15 protein-coding genes are annotated in these 15,419 nt (G+C 71.6%); 5 read left to right on the forward strand and 10 right to left on the reverse strand.

Features of this window, described 5'->3' with window-relative positions; translation table 11 throughout:
- Positions 1 to 317: 317 nt before the first annotated feature.
- From ACZ7OY_RS10880 to ACZ7OY_RS10895, 4 genes are all read right to left on the reverse strand, one after another.
- A complete protein-coding gene (locus ACZ7OY_RS10880) occupies positions 318 to 1,256 on the reverse strand; it encodes a hypothetical protein (protein ID WP_471911085.1) in 939 nt (312 codons plus the stop codon).
- A gap of 13 nt (positions 1,257 to 1,269) precedes the next feature.
- A complete protein-coding gene (locus tag ACZ7OY_RS10885) occupies positions 1,270 to 1,566 on the reverse strand; it encodes a DUF4193 domain-containing protein (protein ID WP_003993510.1) in 297 nt (98 codons plus the stop codon).
- A 396-nt stretch (positions 1,567 to 1,962) separates the two neighbouring features.
- Positions 1,963 to 3,195, reverse strand: coding sequence for a sensor histidine kinase (locus ACZ7OY_RS10890; RefSeq protein ID WP_471911086.1), 1,233 nt, complete (start codon positions 3,193 to 3,195; stop codon positions 1,963 to 1,965).
- A 6-nt stretch (positions 3,196 to 3,201) separates the two neighbouring features.
- Positions 3,202 to 3,855: a response regulator transcription factor gene (locus ACZ7OY_RS10895; protein WP_009340866.1), complete on the reverse strand. Its 654-nt coding sequence runs from the start codon at positions 3,853 to 3,855 to the stop codon at positions 3,202 to 3,204.
- A 414-nt stretch (positions 3,856 to 4,269) separates the two neighbouring features.
- On the opposite strand from ACZ7OY_RS10895, the gene ACZ7OY_RS10900 reads away from it, so the two are divergent.
- The gene (locus tag ACZ7OY_RS10900) at positions 4,270 to 4,443 is read left to right on the forward strand and encodes a hypothetical protein (RefSeq protein WP_202919649.1); all 174 of its coding nucleotides are present in this window, start codon (positions 4,270 to 4,272) and stop codon (positions 4,441 to 4,443) included.
- Positions 4,444 to 4,581: 138 nt separating this feature from the next.
- Here the strand turns inward: ACZ7OY_RS10900 and ACZ7OY_RS10905 are convergent, their stop codons facing one another.
- Together ACZ7OY_RS10905 and ACZ7OY_RS10910 are read right to left on the reverse strand one after the other, a co-directional pair.
- The gene (locus ACZ7OY_RS10905) at positions 4,582 to 5,397 is read right to left on the reverse strand and encodes an inositol monophosphatase family protein (protein WP_471911087.1); all 816 of its coding nucleotides are present in this window, start codon (positions 5,395 to 5,397) and stop codon (positions 4,582 to 4,584) included.
- Between the two features lie 8 nt (positions 5,398 to 5,405).
- Positions 5,406 to 6,533: a ferrochelatase gene (locus ACZ7OY_RS10910; protein WP_471911088.1), complete on the reverse strand. Its 1,128-nt coding sequence runs from the start codon at positions 6,531 to 6,533 to the stop codon at positions 5,406 to 5,408.
- A 126-nt stretch (positions 6,534 to 6,659) separates the two neighbouring features.
- On the opposite strand from ACZ7OY_RS10910, the gene ACZ7OY_RS10915 reads away from it, so the two are divergent.
- The 3 genes from ACZ7OY_RS10915 to sepH all read left to right on the forward strand — a co-directional run bounded on the left by ACZ7OY_RS10915 (position 6,660) and on the right by sepH (position 10,756).
- A complete protein-coding gene (locus ACZ7OY_RS10915) occupies positions 6,660 to 7,898 on the forward strand; it encodes an MFS transporter (RefSeq protein ID WP_471911089.1) in 1,239 nt (412 codons plus the stop codon).
- Positions 7,858 to 9,174 carry a D-arabinono-1,4-lactone oxidase gene (locus ACZ7OY_RS10920; RefSeq protein WP_471911090.1) on the forward strand — a complete coding sequence of 439 codons (1,317 nt, stop codon included), beginning with the start codon at positions 7,858 to 7,860 and terminating at the stop codon, positions 9,172 to 9,174. The genes ACZ7OY_RS10915 and ACZ7OY_RS10920 overlap by 41 nt, the downstream gene beginning before the upstream one ends.
- Positions 9,175 to 9,721: 547 nt before the next feature.
- Entirely contained in the window at positions 9,722 to 10,756 is a 1,035-nt protein-coding gene (sepH, locus tag ACZ7OY_RS10925; RefSeq protein ID WP_471911091.1) for a septation protein SepH, read from the forward strand.
- Positions 10,757 to 10,896: 140 nt separating this feature from the next.
- On the opposite strand, the gene ACZ7OY_RS10930 is transcribed toward sepH, so the two are convergent.
- Positions 10,897 to 11,748, reverse strand: coding sequence for a sulfurtransferase (locus tag ACZ7OY_RS10930; protein ID WP_471911214.1), 852 nt, complete (start codon positions 11,746 to 11,748; stop codon positions 10,897 to 10,899).
- Between the two features lie 306 nt (positions 11,749 to 12,054).
- Between ACZ7OY_RS10930 and ACZ7OY_RS10935 the strand changes: the two genes are divergently transcribed.
- Positions 12,055 to 12,876, forward strand: a complete 822-nt coding sequence (locus ACZ7OY_RS10935) for a VOC family protein (RefSeq protein ID WP_471911092.1) — start codon at positions 12,055 to 12,057, stop codon at positions 12,874 to 12,876.
- Between the two features lie 25 nt (positions 12,877 to 12,901).
- Here ACZ7OY_RS10935 and ACZ7OY_RS10940 read toward each other — a convergent pair whose 3' ends face one another.
- The 3 genes from ACZ7OY_RS10940 to ACZ7OY_RS10950 all read right to left on the reverse strand — a co-directional run bounded on the left by ACZ7OY_RS10940 (position 12,902) and on the right by ACZ7OY_RS10950 (position 15,419).
- Positions 12,902 to 13,552, reverse strand: coding sequence for a thymidine kinase (locus ACZ7OY_RS10940; RefSeq protein ID WP_384729317.1), 651 nt, complete (start codon positions 13,550 to 13,552; stop codon positions 12,902 to 12,904).
- A 65-nt stretch (positions 13,553 to 13,617) separates the two neighbouring features.
- Positions 13,618 to 14,823, reverse strand: coding sequence for an alkaline phosphatase family protein (locus tag ACZ7OY_RS10945; protein WP_471911093.1), 1,206 nt, complete (start codon positions 14,821 to 14,823; stop codon positions 13,618 to 13,620).
- Positions 14,823 to 15,419 carry a DUF5998 family protein gene (locus ACZ7OY_RS10950; protein ID WP_351616559.1) on the reverse strand — a complete coding sequence of 199 codons (597 nt, stop codon included), beginning with the start codon at positions 15,417 to 15,419 and terminating at the stop codon, positions 14,823 to 14,825. The genes ACZ7OY_RS10945 and ACZ7OY_RS10950 overlap by 1 nt, the downstream gene beginning before the upstream one ends.

A 15,419-nucleotide genomic window follows, 5' to 3' on the forward strand; every position in this document is an offset into this window, starting at 1 on the left:
GACCGGGCCTTCCGCGGCTCTGCGCACGGGATACGGGCCTGACACCCCCGAGCGACCCGGGAGAAGCGGCCCGGGAGCACCCCGAAAGCGGCTCACGGGAGCTGGACCGGAAGGGTCCTGAAAGGGCTGGGAAGGCGGGCCGGAAGGGCCCTGGGCGGCTTACGGGAGCCGGACCGAAGGGCCCTGAAAGCGGCCTGGCGGCGGTGGGCCCGGAGGGCCCTGCGCTGAAGCGGCGGTTGCCGGGGGGTGGGCCGCGGAAGGCGCCTGCGTGGATCGTGGCTGTGGGAGGCGGCGTCACCCGCGGGCGCCGGCACGTCTCACCGACCCAGCTCCTTCGAGATGTCGCCCAGTCCCACCGGATCCGCCGGAGGCTCCAGCGGCGGCAGCTCGGACAGCGCGTCCCAGGACACCTGCGACTTCCGCAGGTCCGCCCGGATCCGCGCGGCGAGTTTCTTCGTGTCGCGGCGGTTCATGACCGCGCCGACCGCGGCTCCGACCATGAACGGCATCAGGTTCGGCAGGTTGCGGACCAGCCGCTTGGTGATCTGCTGACGCAGTTCGCGCTTCATGCGGCCGCCCAGCGCCGCGTCGACCGTCGACGGCTTCCGCACGTCGACCCCGCGCTCGCCCGACCACGAGCGCAGATACGCGGTACTGCGGTCCCTGAGCTGTCCCGGCGGCCGCAGGCCGTACACCTCGTGCAGTTCGGCGATCAGCTTCAGCTCGATCGCGGCGACCCCGGTGATCTCCGCGGCCAGCTCGGTGGGCATCGCGGGCGGTACGGGCAGCATCGCGGCCGCCCCGATGCCCGCGCCGACGGTCGAGGTGGCGTTCGCGGCGCCCGCGACGAGCTTGTCCGCGAGCTGCTCGGGGCCGAGGCCCGGGAACTGCCGGCGGAGCGTCGCGAGGTCGCGCACGGGAACCCGCGGGGCGATCTCGATGATCCGGTCGACGAGGTACGCCAGGCCCGCCTTGGCGCCGCTGCCGGTCTTGCGGGCGCCGTCCGCGGCGAGGCCCACGGCCTTGTCGCGGATCGCCGCGGCCCGCCGCCTGGCGACGGGCGCGGGACTCTCCACCGGCGCCGGGAGGTCACCCCGGTCGCCTGCCGGTTCGAGCGAGGCCGAGCCGGACGACTCCTGTGTCGTACCGGATGAGCCCCGCTCGTCGTCACGCACGCCGTGAGGGCCGTCGGACGGCCCACGCCCCGCTCCCCGCAGGGGGAAGCGGCGCTTCCGAGGTGGGGTCGAGCCAGTCACGGCCGACCCGTCCTCAGTCGCAGTCGCGGCAGATCGGCTGGCCGTTCTTCTCGCGGGCCAGCTGGCTGCGGTGGTGCACCAGGAAGCAGCTCATGCAGGTGAACTCGTCCTGCTGCTTGGGCAGCACGCGGACGGCCAACTCCTCGTTCGAGAGGTCGGCCCCCGGCAGCTCGAGGCCCTCGGCGGCCTCGAACTCGTCGACGTCGACGGCCGAAGCCGACTTGTCGTTCCGACGGGCCTTCAGTTCCTCGAGGCTGTCCGAGTCAACGTCGTCGTCGGTCTTGCGTGGGGTGTCGTAATCGGTTGCCATGGTCGCTCTCCCCCTCTGGGTGTTTGCGGTGTCTCCAGCGCACGTAACGCGTGAGAGGCCGGACTTGTGCCCGACCCGAGGCGGAGATTTTGCCTCACATCAAGGTCTGTTACTCAATCGACACCCAACCGGATCCCCCGAGAGTGATCGGCTTGGATGGCGATCGGGACCGTACACGGTCATGGCGCCGCTCTCCAAAGGCGCCTCACCGTGTACTTCCCGTGAGCACGGCACCGGAAAACCCGGATTTTACGGGCTTTGTGGCACCAGCTGTGATCACGGAGCGTGGATAGTCTGAATATCGCCCTTGTGATCGATCACACAAGGAACCGTCCGTCGGGTGTCCCGAAAATTCCGCTAAAAGCGAACAGTCCCGTGCGTGTCGGCGTCATGGTCTCAGATGGGCAGTGTGACGCGCATCACGAGACCGCCCCCCTCTCGCGGTTGGGCGGAGATATGCCCGCCGTGCGCCCGCGCGACGGACCGGACGATGGACAGACCCAGGCCGACCCCCTTGTCGCTGCCGGTGCGCTCCGTGCGCAGCCGTCTGAACGGCTCGAACAGGTTGTCGATCTCGTACGCCGGTACGACCGGTCCCGTGTTCGACACGACCAGGACCGCCTGGCCGTGCCCGACCTCCGTGGTGACCTCGACCCAGCCGCCCGAGGGCACGTTGTAGCGCACGGCGTTCTGCACCAGGTTCAGGGCGATCCGCTCCAGCAGCACACCGTTGCCCTGGACCACGGCGGGCCTGCGCTCACCGCGGATCTCCACGCCCTTGGCCTCCGCCTCGGCGTGCACCTGGTCGACCGCCTGCTCGGCGACCTCCGCGAGGTCCACCGGCTTGCGCTCGACGATCTGGTTGTCGCTGCGGGCGAGCAGCAGCAGGCCCTCCACGAGCTGCTCGCTGCGCTCGTTGGTGGCCAGCAGCGTCTTGCCGAGCTGCTGGAGCTCCATCGGCGCGCCCGGGTCGGACAGGTGCACCTCCAGAAGGGTGCGGTTGATCGCGAGCGGGGTGCGCAGCTCGTGCGAGGCGTTGCCGACGAAGCGCTGCTGGGCCGTGAAGGCCCGCTGGAGGCGCTCCAGCATGTCGTCGAAGGTGTCGGCCAGTTCCTTCAGCTCGTCGTCCGGGCCGTCCAGCTCGATCCGGCGGGACAGGTCCGAGCCCGCCACCGCGCGCGCCGTGCGGGTGATCCGGCCGAGCGGGGACAGCACCCGGCCGGCCATGGCGTAGCCGAAGGCGAAGGCGATCACCGCGAGGCCGAGCAGGGCCAGCAGGGAGCGGCTGAGCAGGTCGTCGAGGGCGTGCTGGCGCTGCAGGTTCAGGCATGCGGACATCGCGTGGTTGAGCTCGTCCGGTGTGGGGTTCAGCGGAAGAGCGCAGGTGTTGCTGCCGACCTTCCCGTAGATGACCGTGAAGGGGAGTTCGCTGCCGACGCTCAGCGCCTGTGCCGCGAGCAGGTAGATGATCGACAGCAGCATGATGCCGGCGATCAGGAACATGCCGCCGTACAGGAGCGTCAGGCGTATCCGGATGGTCGGACGCAGCCACGGGAAGGGAGGCTGCGGTTTCCTGGGGTCCCAGGTGGGTTTCGGCGGCGTCTGGGCGGGCGCGGGTGTCGTGGCCACCGCGGATCAGATCCGGTAGCCGGAGCCGGGGACGGTGACGATGACGGGCGGCTCGCCCAGTTTGCGGCGCAGGGTCATGACCGTCACGCGCACCACGTTGGTGAACGGGTCGGTGTTCTCGTCCCAGGCCTTCTCCAGCAGCTGCTCGGCGGAGACCACCGCGCCCTCGGAGCGCATCAGCACCTCCAGGACGGCGAACTCCTTGGGCGCGAGCTGGACCTCCTTGCCGTCGCGGAAGACCTCGCGGCGGTTGGGGTCGAGCTTGATGCCCGCACGCTCCAGGACGGGCGGCAGCGGCACGCTGGTGCGCCGGCCCAGGGCCCGCACCCGCGCGATGAGCTCGCTGAACGCGAAGGGCTTGGGCAGGTAGTCGTCGGCGCCGATCTCCAGCCCCTCGACCCGGTCGCTCACGTCGCCGGACGCGGTGAGCATGAGCACGCGCGTGGGCAGGCCGAGCTCGACGAGCTTGCGGCAGACGTCGTCGCCGTGCACGAGCGGGAGGTCGCGGTCGAGGACGACCACGTCGTAGTCGTTGACGCCGATGCGCTCCAGGGCGGCCGCACCGTCGTACACGACGTCGACGGCCATGGCCTCCCGGCGCAGTCCGGTGGCCACCGCATCGGCGAGCAGCTGCTCGTCCTCGACGACGAGTACGCGCACGTCGCTAGTCCTTCCTGTGTCCACCCGCATAGCCCCTCGGGCGCACACGGGCAGGATTCTTCGTGGATGTGGCGTCCATCCTGCCCTTTTCGGCTGTAAGTCGGCGGTAAGGCGGGAGAGCGGGCACGGATGTGCGGGCGATCGGCCCTGGAATGGAGGATTTTCTCGTGCGGTTGAGGTTTCCACGGAAGGGAGCGCGGGGAGGACGGTTTACACCCCGCGATCACACTCTGCTTGTGCCGCAACACCATGCGGTACGTCGCTGTCCGCTTATCCACAGAGTGGTCGTGGGTGTCCGGCACCGTGGCCGCCCGGCACAGGGCTGCGCCGGACATCCACAGGAGACGTGATCGCCCCTTCCCAACGGCACACCCCCGTGCCATCGACCCACGACCCTGGACGAGGGGGCGCAGCATGGACGCTTTCACCGCAGGACTTCTGCAGCGCATAAAGGCGACCGAGTCCGACCTGACTCGGGCTCGTGACGAGGGCGACGAGTTCCTCGTCGAGGTGGAGCAGGGCGAGCTCGACGACCTGCACCGCCTCGCCGCCGAGCACGGCGTGGAAGTCGGCATGTCCGCCGTCTGATCGGTTCGTACGTACGACAGCGGGGCCCCGGGCGATCCAGTGCCGGGGCCCCGCTGTCGTAGACCGCTGTCGTAGGTCGCACGGACTCCCGGGCGCACAGGTGTGCTCCCCCAGGGCTTCCGAGATGTCCGGGGCCGCTCAGTCGTGCCAGGCGCCGAAGTCCTCCAGGAGCCGCTGGAGGGGCTCGAAGACGCCGGGGCTCGCCGCCACCGTGAGGTCGCCCGAGAGGCCCTGGGAGGGGCGCCCGCCGGTCAGGGCGCCCGCCTCGCGGGCGATCAGGTCGCCCGCCGCGTAGTCCCAGGCGTGCAGTCCGCGTTCGTAGTAGCCGTCCAGACGGCCCGCGGCGACGTCGCACAGGTCGACGGCGGCCGAGCCGCTGCGCCGGATGTCGCGCAGCAGCGGAACGAGCTTGCGGGCGACCTCGGCCTGGTGGGTGCGGACCTCGGTGACGTAGTTGAAGCCGGTCGCGACCAGGGCCTGGTCCAGGGGCGGCGCGGGACGGCAGGCGAGCCTGCGCGCACCGTCCCAGGCGCCGGTGGCCCAGGCTCCGCCGCCACGGACCGCGTGGAAGGTCTCCCCGCGCATCGGGACCGCCACCACGCCGACGACCGTCTCGCCGTCCTGCTCGGCCGCCACGGACACGGCCCAGGTCGGCAGCCCGTAGAGGTAGTTCACCGTGCCGTCGAGGGGATCGATCACCCAGCGGACCCCGCTCGTGCCCTCGCTGGCGGCCCCCTCCTCGCCGAGGATGCCGTCGGCGGGACGGCGGTCGGCGACGAGGCCGGTGATCAGCTTCTCCGCCGCGATGTCCATCTCGGTGACGACGTCGATCGGGCTCGACTTGGTGGCGGCGACCGCGAGGTCGGCGGGGCGGCCGTCGCGCAGCAGTTCACCCGCGCGGCGGGCCGCCTCCTGGGCGATGCCGAGCAGTTCGGTGTGCAGGGGGTCGGTCACGGCGTTCCTCACGCGTAGGGGCTGTCGGCGCCGGCGGCGGCGGGGCGGGGGGCGCGGGCCGGGCAGCAGCCGACCGGGCACAGGTCGTGGCTCGCGCCGAGCGCGCCCAGGGCGCACGGCGTGACCGCCTGGCCGCGCTCCGTCCCGGCGCGCTCCAGGATCAGTTCCCGGACCGCGGCGGCGAAGCGCGGGTCGTCGCCGACGGTGGCCGACCGGCGTACCGGCAGCCCCAGTTCCGCGGCCTTGGCGGTGGCCTCCGTGTCGAGGTCGTACAGGACCTCCATGTGGTCGGAGACGAAGCCGATGGGGGCCATGACGACCGCCGGGACGCCGGCCGCGTGCCGCTCCTGGAGGTGGTCGCAGATGTCGGGCTCCAGCCACGGGATGTGCGGTGCGCCGGAGCGGGACTGGTAGACGAGCTGCCAGGGGTGGTCGACGCCGGTGCGCTCCCGGACGGCGTCGGCGATCAGCCGCGCCACGTCCAGGTGCTGTGCGACGTAGGCCCCGCCGTCGCCGTGTGCCCCGGCCGGGCCGGAGGTGTCGGCGGCGGAGACCGGGATGGAATGGGTCGAGAAGGCGAGGTGCGCGCCGTCGCGGACGTCCTCGGGGAGGTCGGCGAGGGAGGCGATCACCCCTTCGATCATGGGTTCCAGGAAGCCCGGGTGGTTGAAGTAGTGGCGCAGTTTGTCGATCCGCGGCGGCTCGACGCCCTCGGCCCGCAGGGCGGCGAGCGCGTCGGCGAGGTTCTCGCGGTACTGGCGGCAGCCCGAGTACGAGGCGTAGGCGCTGGTCGTCAGGACGAGGACGCGGCGGCGGCCGTCGGCGGCCATCTCGCGCAGGGTGTCGGTGAGGTAGGGCGCCCAGTTACGGTTGCCCCAGTAGACCGGCAGATCCAGGCCGTGGTCCGCGAAGTCCTTGCGGAGGGCGTCCAGCAGGGCGCGGTTCTGACCGTTGATGGGGCTGACCCCGCCGAACAGGAAGTAGTGCTGCCCGACCTCCTTGAGGCGTTCCTTCGGGATGCCGCGCCCACGTGTCACGTTCTCCAGGAACGGGACCACGTCGTCCGGGCCTTCCGGGCCACCGAAGGAGAGCAGGAGCAGGGCGTCGTAGGGGGTGGGATCGAGCGCTTCTGGCATGAGTCGAATCCTGCCACCCGGCACCGACAGCCGGGCTCCGGGCCCGCGGACCCGGTGCATTAGGGTTACCTAACCAGTAACCTGTATCGGCCCTCTTCGCGCCTTACCGGATCCCCGGAGACACCCGTGCCCAGCCCCTATCGCGCCCTGTTCGCCGCCCCAGGTTCCAAGGGCTTCTCCGCCGCGGGATTCCTCGGCCGGATGCCACTGTCGATGATGGGCATCGGCGTGGTCACGATGATCTCCCAGCTCACCGGGCGCTACGGGCTCGCGGGCGCGCTGTCGGCCACCATCGCGCTGGCCGCGGCGGCGATCGGCCCGCAGATCTCGCGGCTGGTCGACCAGCACGGGCAGCGGCGGGTGCTGCGGCCGGCCACGCTGGTCGCGCTCACGGCCGCGGCGGGACTGCTGTTCGCCGCGCACTTCGCGTGGCCGGACTGGGTGCTGTTCGTGTGCGCCGCCGGCATCGGCTCCGTACCCAGCCTCGGCGCGATGATCCGCGCGCGCTGGGCCGCTCTGTACCGGGGCACCCCGCAGCTGCACACCGCGTACTCCTTCGAGTCCGTGGTGGACGAGATGTGCTTCATCTTCGGGCCGATCATCTCCATCGGACTGTCCACGGCCTGGTTCCCGGAGGCCGGGCCGCTGCTCGCGGCCGGTTTCCTGGCGGTCGGTGTGTTCTGGCTGACCGCCCAGCGCGCCACCGAGCCCGAGCCGCACCCGCGCGAGCGGCACGGCGGCGGTTCGGCGCTGCGCTCGCCCGGACTCCAGGTCCTGGTGGCCACCTTCGTGGCCACCGGAGCGATCTTCGGGGCGGTCGACGTGGTCACCGTGGCCTTCGCCGAGGAACAGGGCCACAAGGCCGCCGCGAGCCTTGTCCTCGCGCTCTACGCGGCGGGGTCCTGCACGGCGGGCGTCGTCTTCGGGTTGTTGCGCTTCCGGGGAGCGCCGGAACGTCGCTGGGTACTGGGCATATTCATGATGGCCGTGAGTATGATCCCCCTCCTACTGGTCGGAAACTTGCCGTTTCTGGCCGTGGCGCTGTTCGTTGCGGGTCTGTCCATCGCGCCGACGATGATCACGACGATGTCCCTCATCGAAGAGCACGTACCACGTGCGCAACTGACCGAGGGCATGACCTGGGTGAGCACCGGGCTCGCCATCGGTGTCGCGCTCGGTTCCTCGGCGGCCGGCTGGGTGGTCGACGCGGTCGGCGCGCGCGCCGGGTACGGGGTTCCGGCCGTGTCCGGGGCCGTCGCGGTCACGGTCGGTTTCCTGGGGTACCGCCGGCTCAGCAGGCCGGCTCCGGGTTGGGGAGGGACCGTTGAGCACGACAGCGAGCGGGAAGAACGGCACGTGGCGTAACTGGGGCGGCAACGTCTCGGCCCGGCCCGCGCGGGAGGTCATGCCCGCCTCCGTCGAGGAGCTGGCCGCGGCCGTGCGCAAGGCCGCCGAGGACGGCCTGAAGGTGAAGGCGGTGGGCACCGGGCACTCGTTCACGGCGATCGCCGCCACCGACGGCCTATTGATCCGCCCTCAACTGTTGACCGGTATCCGCAACATTGATCGGGAGGCCGGGACCGTCACGGTCGAGGCCGGCACTCCGCTCAAGAGACTCAATGTGGCCCTGGCCCGCGAGGGTCTGTCGCTGACCAACATGGGCGACATCATGGAGCAGACCGTCTCCGGGGCCACCAGCACCGGCACGCACGGCACCGGCCGCGAGTCGGGCTCGATCGCCGCCCAGATCAAGGGCCTGGAACTGGTCACGGCCGACGGATCGGTGCTCGTCTGCTCCGAGAAGGAGAACCCGGAGGTCTTCGCGGCCGCCCGGATCGGCCTGGGCGCGCTCGGCATCGTCACCGCGATCACCTTCGCCGTGGAGCCGCTCTTCCTGCTGACGGCGCGCGAGGAGCCGATGCCCCTGGACCGGGTCATCGCCGAGTTCGACGAGCTGTGGGCCGAGAACGAGCACTTCGAGTTCTACTGGTTCCCGCACACCGGCAGCACCAACACCAAGCGCAACAACCGCAGCGCGGGCCCGGAGCAGCCGGTGGGGCAGCTGACCGGCTGGATCGAGGACGAGTTCCTCTCCAACGGCGTCTTCCAGGTGGCCCAGTTGGTCGGCCGGGCGGCGCCCGCGGCGATTCCCGCGATCGCCCGGATCTCCAGCAAGGCCCTGTCCGCGCGCACCTACACGGACATCCCCTACAAGGTCTTCACCTCCCCGCGCCGGGTGCGCTTCGTGGAGATGGAGTACGCCGTCCCGCGCGAGGCCCTGGCCGAGACGCTGCGGGAGCTGAGGACGATGGTCGACCGCTCCGGGCTGCGGGTGAGCTTCCCCGTCGAGGTGCGCACCGCTCCGGCCGACGACATCGCCCTGTCCACCGCCTCGGGCCGGGACAGCGCCTATGTCGCCGTGCACATGTTCCGGGGTACGCCCTATCAGGCGTACTTCACCGCCGCCGAGCGCATCTTCACCGCGCACGAGGGCCGGCCGCACTGGGGCAAGGTGCACACCCGGGACGCCGAGTACCTGGCCGGGGTCTACCCGCGCTTCGGCGAGTTCACCGCGTTGCGGGCCCGGCTCGACCCTGAACGCCTGTTCCAGAACGACTACTTGCGGAGGGTTCTGGGGTAGCGGACGCGCCGGGCGTCCCGGCCGCGGGCGACGGTTCGCCGCCCGCGGCCGGTCCCGCGATGACACTCCGGGCCCGCGTCAGGCTCTCCGGTCAGCCGGAAGCCGTTCCATCGACCACCTGTGCGAGAAGGGGACGTGCAGACGAAACGATTAGCTCCGTTTCCGGCGATTGGGTGAAGTGCGCCACGTTCACTCCCGCATCACCGCACAACGGACGGTCAAGTCGCACTCCCCGCCAGAAGTTGAACGGCGTGCCAATCCACGCACGTGGCCCAAATGGAGTACTGTTGCGAGCCCTGGGTTCGGTCTCCCGCCAGGGCGTCCGGGACCTTGCCGGACCACCGGAGGGGGCTAATTGCACAGGGTGACGGAGTTGGTCACTTAGCGTTGCGAATAGGTAACCGTGCCATAACGGCGTACGCGGACTCGCGTCCGACACGCCGGGCAACTCGGCAAGGTTGTGGCAGGCTGCACCCGGGCAGGCCACACTCGACTAGCGGAAGCAGCGACGCACGTGACGTCGGCAGGCACCACCCGGGAGGTCCCCATGCCCGAACTGCGTGTCGTGGCCGTCTCCAATGACGGCACACGGCTGGTGCTGAAGGCTGCGGACAGCACGGAGTACACGCTTCCGATCGACGAACGACTCCGTGCCGCCGTGCGCGGCGACCGTCCCCGCCTCGGCCAGATCGAGATCGAGGTGGAGAGCCATCTCCGCCCCCGTGACATCCAGGCGCGTATACGTGCCGGTGCGACCGCGGAAGAGGTCGCCCAGATGGCCGGCATCCCGGTCGATCGTGTACGCCGCTTCGAGGGCCCTGTGCTGGCCGAGCGTGCCTTCATGGCCGAGCGGGCCCGCAAGACCCCGGTCCGCCGGCCCGGCGAGAACGCCGGACCCCAACTCGGCGAGGCCGTCCAGGAGCGCCTGCTGCTGCGCGGCGCCGACAAGGACACGGTGCAGTGGGACTCCTGGCGCCGCGACGACGGCACCTGGGAAGTCCTGCTGGTCTACCTGGTCGCCGGTGAACCGCACTCGGCGAGCTGGACGTACGACCCGCCCCGGCGGCTCGTCCAGGCCGTCGACGACGAGGCGCGCTCGCTGATCGGCGAGTCCGACGACCTCGCCGCGCCCGAGCCCAGCTTCCCCTTCGTACCGCGTATCGCACGGCTGCCGCGCGACCGCCCGCTGGACCGCGCTCTCGACCGGGAGCGGCCGAGCCTGCCCGCGCAGGCGTCCGAACCGGCCGAGGAGAGCACCAGCGAACGGGACTCGCTGACCAGCCTGCTGGAGGCGGTGCCGAGTTTCCGGGGCGACCTCGTGGTCCCGGAGCGCCCGGCGGAACCTCCCGTGGAGGAGCCCGTCGAGGAACCGGAGGCGGAGGAGCCCCCGGCTCCCGCGGCCTCCGCCGGCTCCGCCTACGCGGACGTGCTCATGCCGCGCTCGGTCGGGAGCCACCGCGACCGTCTGGTCGGTGCCACCGACCGCCAGGCCGAGGCGGACGGCGTCCGTCCCGGCCGCCGGGCCGCGGTGCCCAGCTGGGACGAGATCGTCTTCGGTACGCGACGCAAGAAGCAGGAGTAGCCGGACCGTACGACGCCGCACGACACCGAGGGCCCGCGTCCTGACGACGCGGGCCCTCAGGCATCCGTGCGGGACATCCGCGGACCGGTCCGCGTACGGCCCGCCGGGCAGCCGTACGGGACACCGGCGGGCGCCACGCGCTACTGCGGGTCGGGGCCCACGGCGACGGGACGGGACGGGTCCGAGGACCACTGCGACCACGAACCGACGTACAGCGCGGCCGGGATGCCGGCGACCGCCAGCGCGAGCACCTCATGGGCGCCGGAGACGCCCGAACCGCAGTACACGCCCACCTCGGTGCCGTCGTCGGCGCCCAACGCCCGGAAGCGCGCGTTCAGTTCCCCGGCGGGCAGGAACCGTCCGTCCGCCGCCACGTTCTGCATGGTGGGCGCCGAGACCGCGCCCGGGATGTGCCCGCCGACCCGGTCGATCGGCTCCACGTCGCCCCGGTACCGCTCCCCCGCGCGCGCGTCGAACAGCACTCCCGAACGTGCCAGCGCCGCGGCCCCGTCCGCGTCCAGGAATCCCATGGCCTGCGGCACCGGCTCGAAGTCGCCCTCGACGGGAGCGGGCACGTCCACCGACAGGTCCCCCTGCCAGGCGGGCAACCCGCCGTCGAGGACCCGCACGTCCGGGTGACCCGTCCAGCGCAGCAGCCACCACGCGCGTGCCGCCGCCCAGCCCTGTCCGCCGTCGTACACGATCACCGGCACCTTCGACGACACGCCCGCCCGGCGCATCGCGGCGCCGAACTCCGCGATGTCGGGCAACGGGTGCCGGCCGTCCGGACCGGGCGCGGCGGCGAGCTCCGCGTCCAGGTCGACGAAGACGGCACCGGGCACATGACCGGCCGCGTACTCGGCCCGGCCGTCGAAGGCCGGCTCACCGCCCGCCTTGGCCACGCTGAGCTGCCAGCGGACGTCGAGCAGCGTCGGCGGACGCTCCCCGGACAGGGCGGTCGCGAGTTCTGCTGCGGAGATGATGGCGTTCATGGCCACCATCCTCGCGCACAGGGTGGCCACATCGCCCATGTCCGGCTACTCTGCTCGGCCGGGCAGGCACGGTCACGAGGCGTACGGGACCGGCCACATGCTGTACAACTGATCGACCCCCACGAGTAATCGTGCCGAAAGGGACGAGAAACCTTACAGCGGGCATTCTCCGGCTATGGGGCCCACGCGCGCACAACGGCGTGCACGCCCGGTGAGCAGGGTGCCACGCTCGGTGCAAGCATCGGGCACGGGATCCGGAGAGCGGAATCGACGCGGCCACCACGAGAGGCCGAGAAGAGAGTGACGATGACCGAGACACGGGAGTCGGACGGCCCGGAGGGCAAGGCGCACGCCCGGTACGCGCCCGGCACACCCTGCTGGGTGAGCCTGATGGTGCACGAACCGGCCGCGACCCAGGACTTCTACGGAGAACTCTTCGGCTGGGAGTTCCAGCCCGGCCCCCGGCGGCTCGGCCCCTACGTCAGGGCCCTGCTGGACGGCCGCGAGGTGGCGGGCATCGGCCAGCTGCCGCCGGATCTGCACCTGCCGACCGCCTGGACGCCCTATCTCGCCTCGGACGACGTGGACCAGACCGCCGAGACGGTACGGCTGTGCGGCGGCACGCTCGGCGTCGGACCGCTCGACGCGGCCGATGCCGGACGGCTGGCGATCTGCTCCGACCCGTCGGGCGCCGTCTTCGGTGTCTGGCAGACGGCGCAGCACCCGGTCGGCGGCGACTTCGGAGCCCCTGGAGTCCCCGGTGTCCCGGGCACACCCGCCTGGAACGAGTTGCTGACCTTCGACTCGGTGACCGTCGCCAAGTTCTACGAATCGGTGTTCGGCTACGAGCAACAGCCGGTGGCCCCGGCCGACTTCGACCGGGTGACGCTGCGCGTCGAGGGCCGCCCGGTGGCCGGCATCCAGGGGGTGGGCAACGCGCTGCCGCGCGAACGGGGCCCGCACTGGCTGACGTACTTCGAGGTGGCCGACGCCGACGAGTCGCTGGACCGGCTCGTCGCACTCGGCGGACAGGTCCTCCAGCCGGCCCGGGACGGCGCCGACGGGCGCGTGGCCTCGGTGGCGGACCCGGAGGGAGCCCGGTTCGCCCTGGTCCAGAGCCCGCGTTGACGGTCCGGAGGAGCGAGCCCCCGGCTCAGGAGGCCGACACCGGCAGCACGTCGGGCGACAGGGCCGCCGCGTGGGCCGTGGCCGCCGTCATACGACGCCGGTGGTGGCGGCGGCACAGCACCTCGTAACCGATCTCGTCCGCGGAGCGGTTGACGTCGCCCACGACCACCTGGGCGCCCTCGACGACCATCTCGCCCCCGATCGTGCGGGCGTTGTGCGTGGCACGGGCACCGCACCAGCACAGGGCCTCGACCTGGAGCACCTCGACCCGGTCGGCCAGCTCCACCAGCCGCTGGGAACCGGGGAAGAGCTTGGAGCGGAAGTCGGTCGTGATGCCGAAGGCGTAGACGTCCACGCCCAGGTCGTCGACGACCCGCGCGAGCTGGTCGATCTGTTCGGGCGCCAGGAACTGCGCCTCGTCCGCGATCACGTAGTCCGCACGCCCACCCTTGGAGAGGTGGTCGACGAGGAACGCGTACAGATCCTGCCCGTCCTCGACCTCCACCGCGTCCGTGACCAGGCCGAGGCGGGAGGACAGCTTGCCCTCGCCCGCACGGTCGTCACGCGTGAAGATCATGCCGACCAGGCCCCGCGTGGAGCGGTTGTGCTCGATCTGGAGAGCCAGCGTCGACTTCCCGCAGTCCATCGTTCCGGAGAAGAACACCAGCTCGGGCATGGGAAGCGGAGCACCTTTCGGCGGAGACAGGCGGAGGGCGGACGGGAGGGAACGGGGCGTGGGGCTCAGGTGCGCACTTCGAGCAGGGGGACCAGCTGTTCGGCCGGGGTCATCGAACCATGGTTGCCGACCATCGCCGACTCCTTCGGTTCCCGCTCCGAGGCGATGATCAACACATCGTCGTGGGCGGCCGCCACCACATCGCCGATACGTGCGTACACGCGTTCGTCGATGTGCGGACCGAACCATCCGGCCGCGATCGCCTCGTCCCGCGAAGCCACCCAGAACTGCTCGCCGAGCACCTCGCGCCAGCAGGTCAGTACGTCGTTCTCGGCGCCCGGCACCGCGTAGACGTGGCGGGCGCGGCCCTCGCCGCCCAGCAGGGCCACGCCGGCGCGCAGCTCCCAGTCCTCGTCGAAGTCGATGCGGTGCTGCTCGTCGAACGGTACGTCGATCATGCCGTGGTCGGCCGTGACGTACAGGGCGCTGCGCGGGGGCAGCTGCTCGGCCAGCCGCTGGACGAGCCGGTCGACGTACATGAGCTGACCGCGCCAGGTGTCGGAGGCGACGCCGTAGCGGTGGCCCGCACCGTCGAGTTCGGCGTAGTACGTGTAGACCAGGGAGCGGTCGGCGGCGGCCAGTTGGGCGGCCGCGAGATCCACGCGCTCCTCGCCGGCCAGCCGTCCGTGGAACGTTCCGCCGCTGAGGGCGACCTTGGTCAGCGGGGTGTTCGCGAAGGTCGGCGACGAGACCTGGGCGGCGTGCACGCCGGCCTCGTGGGCCAGCTGGAAGACGGTGGGGTACGGCTGCCAGACGCGCGGCGAGGTCCACGGCTTCCAGCGGAGCTGGTTCATCAGCTCGCCGGTGTCGGGGTTGCGGACGGTGTAACCGGGCAGGCCGTGGGCGCCCGGCGGGAGGCCGGTGCCGACGGAGGCGAGGGAGGTCGCGGTGGTGGCCGGGTAGCCGGCGGTGATCGGGCGGCCGGTGCCGCCGCGGGAGCTCGCCAGCAGCGAGGCCATGAACGGCGCCTCGTCCGGGTGCGCCCTGAGCTGTTCCCAGCCCAGGCCGTCGATCAGGAACACACAGTTGCGGTCGGCGGCGGTCAGCTCGGGGATGCCGGTGGGCAGGCCCGGGACGCCCATGCCGGCGGCGATCGTGGGCAGCAGGTCTGCGAGCGAGCCGGAGCCGTACTCCGGGACGGGGGCGGAGCCGACGGCGAGCGGCTCGGGGTGGTCCCAGGCGACGGAATCGGACGGCGAGAGAGGGGACATCAGGGGGTGACGTCCGCTGTCGCCTCGGAGATGGCCTGGGCGAAGGAGAGAGCCTGGCGGACCGTCTCCGGGCCGTCCCCGGCCTCGCTGACGCGCAGGCTGAGGTCGTCCGCCGTCGAGCTGCCCGTGTAGCCGTGGTCGGCGTCGCAGTTGGGGTCGCCGCAGGCGGCGGGCTCCAGGTCGATGCGGGAGACGGCGCCCCAGCCGATGGTCAGCACGATCTCGCGCGGCAGCGTGCCGGGGGTGTAGGACTCGGGGTTGGCGACCACCCGGCTGACCACGACGGACGAGATCCGGCCGATCTTCACGGACTCCGTGGACGTCGTGGCGTACGGCGTCGGGGAGGTGGTGTCCGCGGCCTGCTCGTCGGTGTGGCTCACGATGAAGCGGTTGCCGGTGAGGACCAGCACGGTCACGTGCCGGCGCACCTCGTTCTGGTCGAACGTGGTCTCCTGGTGGACCAGGTACGACCGGATCGGCTCGCCGCCGACGGCGGCCTCCACCGCCTCGGCCACGAGGGCCGGGTAGTAGCCGCTGCGCTCGATCGCCGCACGCAGCCCCTGGGTCGTCGTACTGGTCTTGGCCATGACGTCCAT

The sequence above is a fragment of the Streptomyces sp. NPDC107559 genome, from assembly GCF_055657365.1.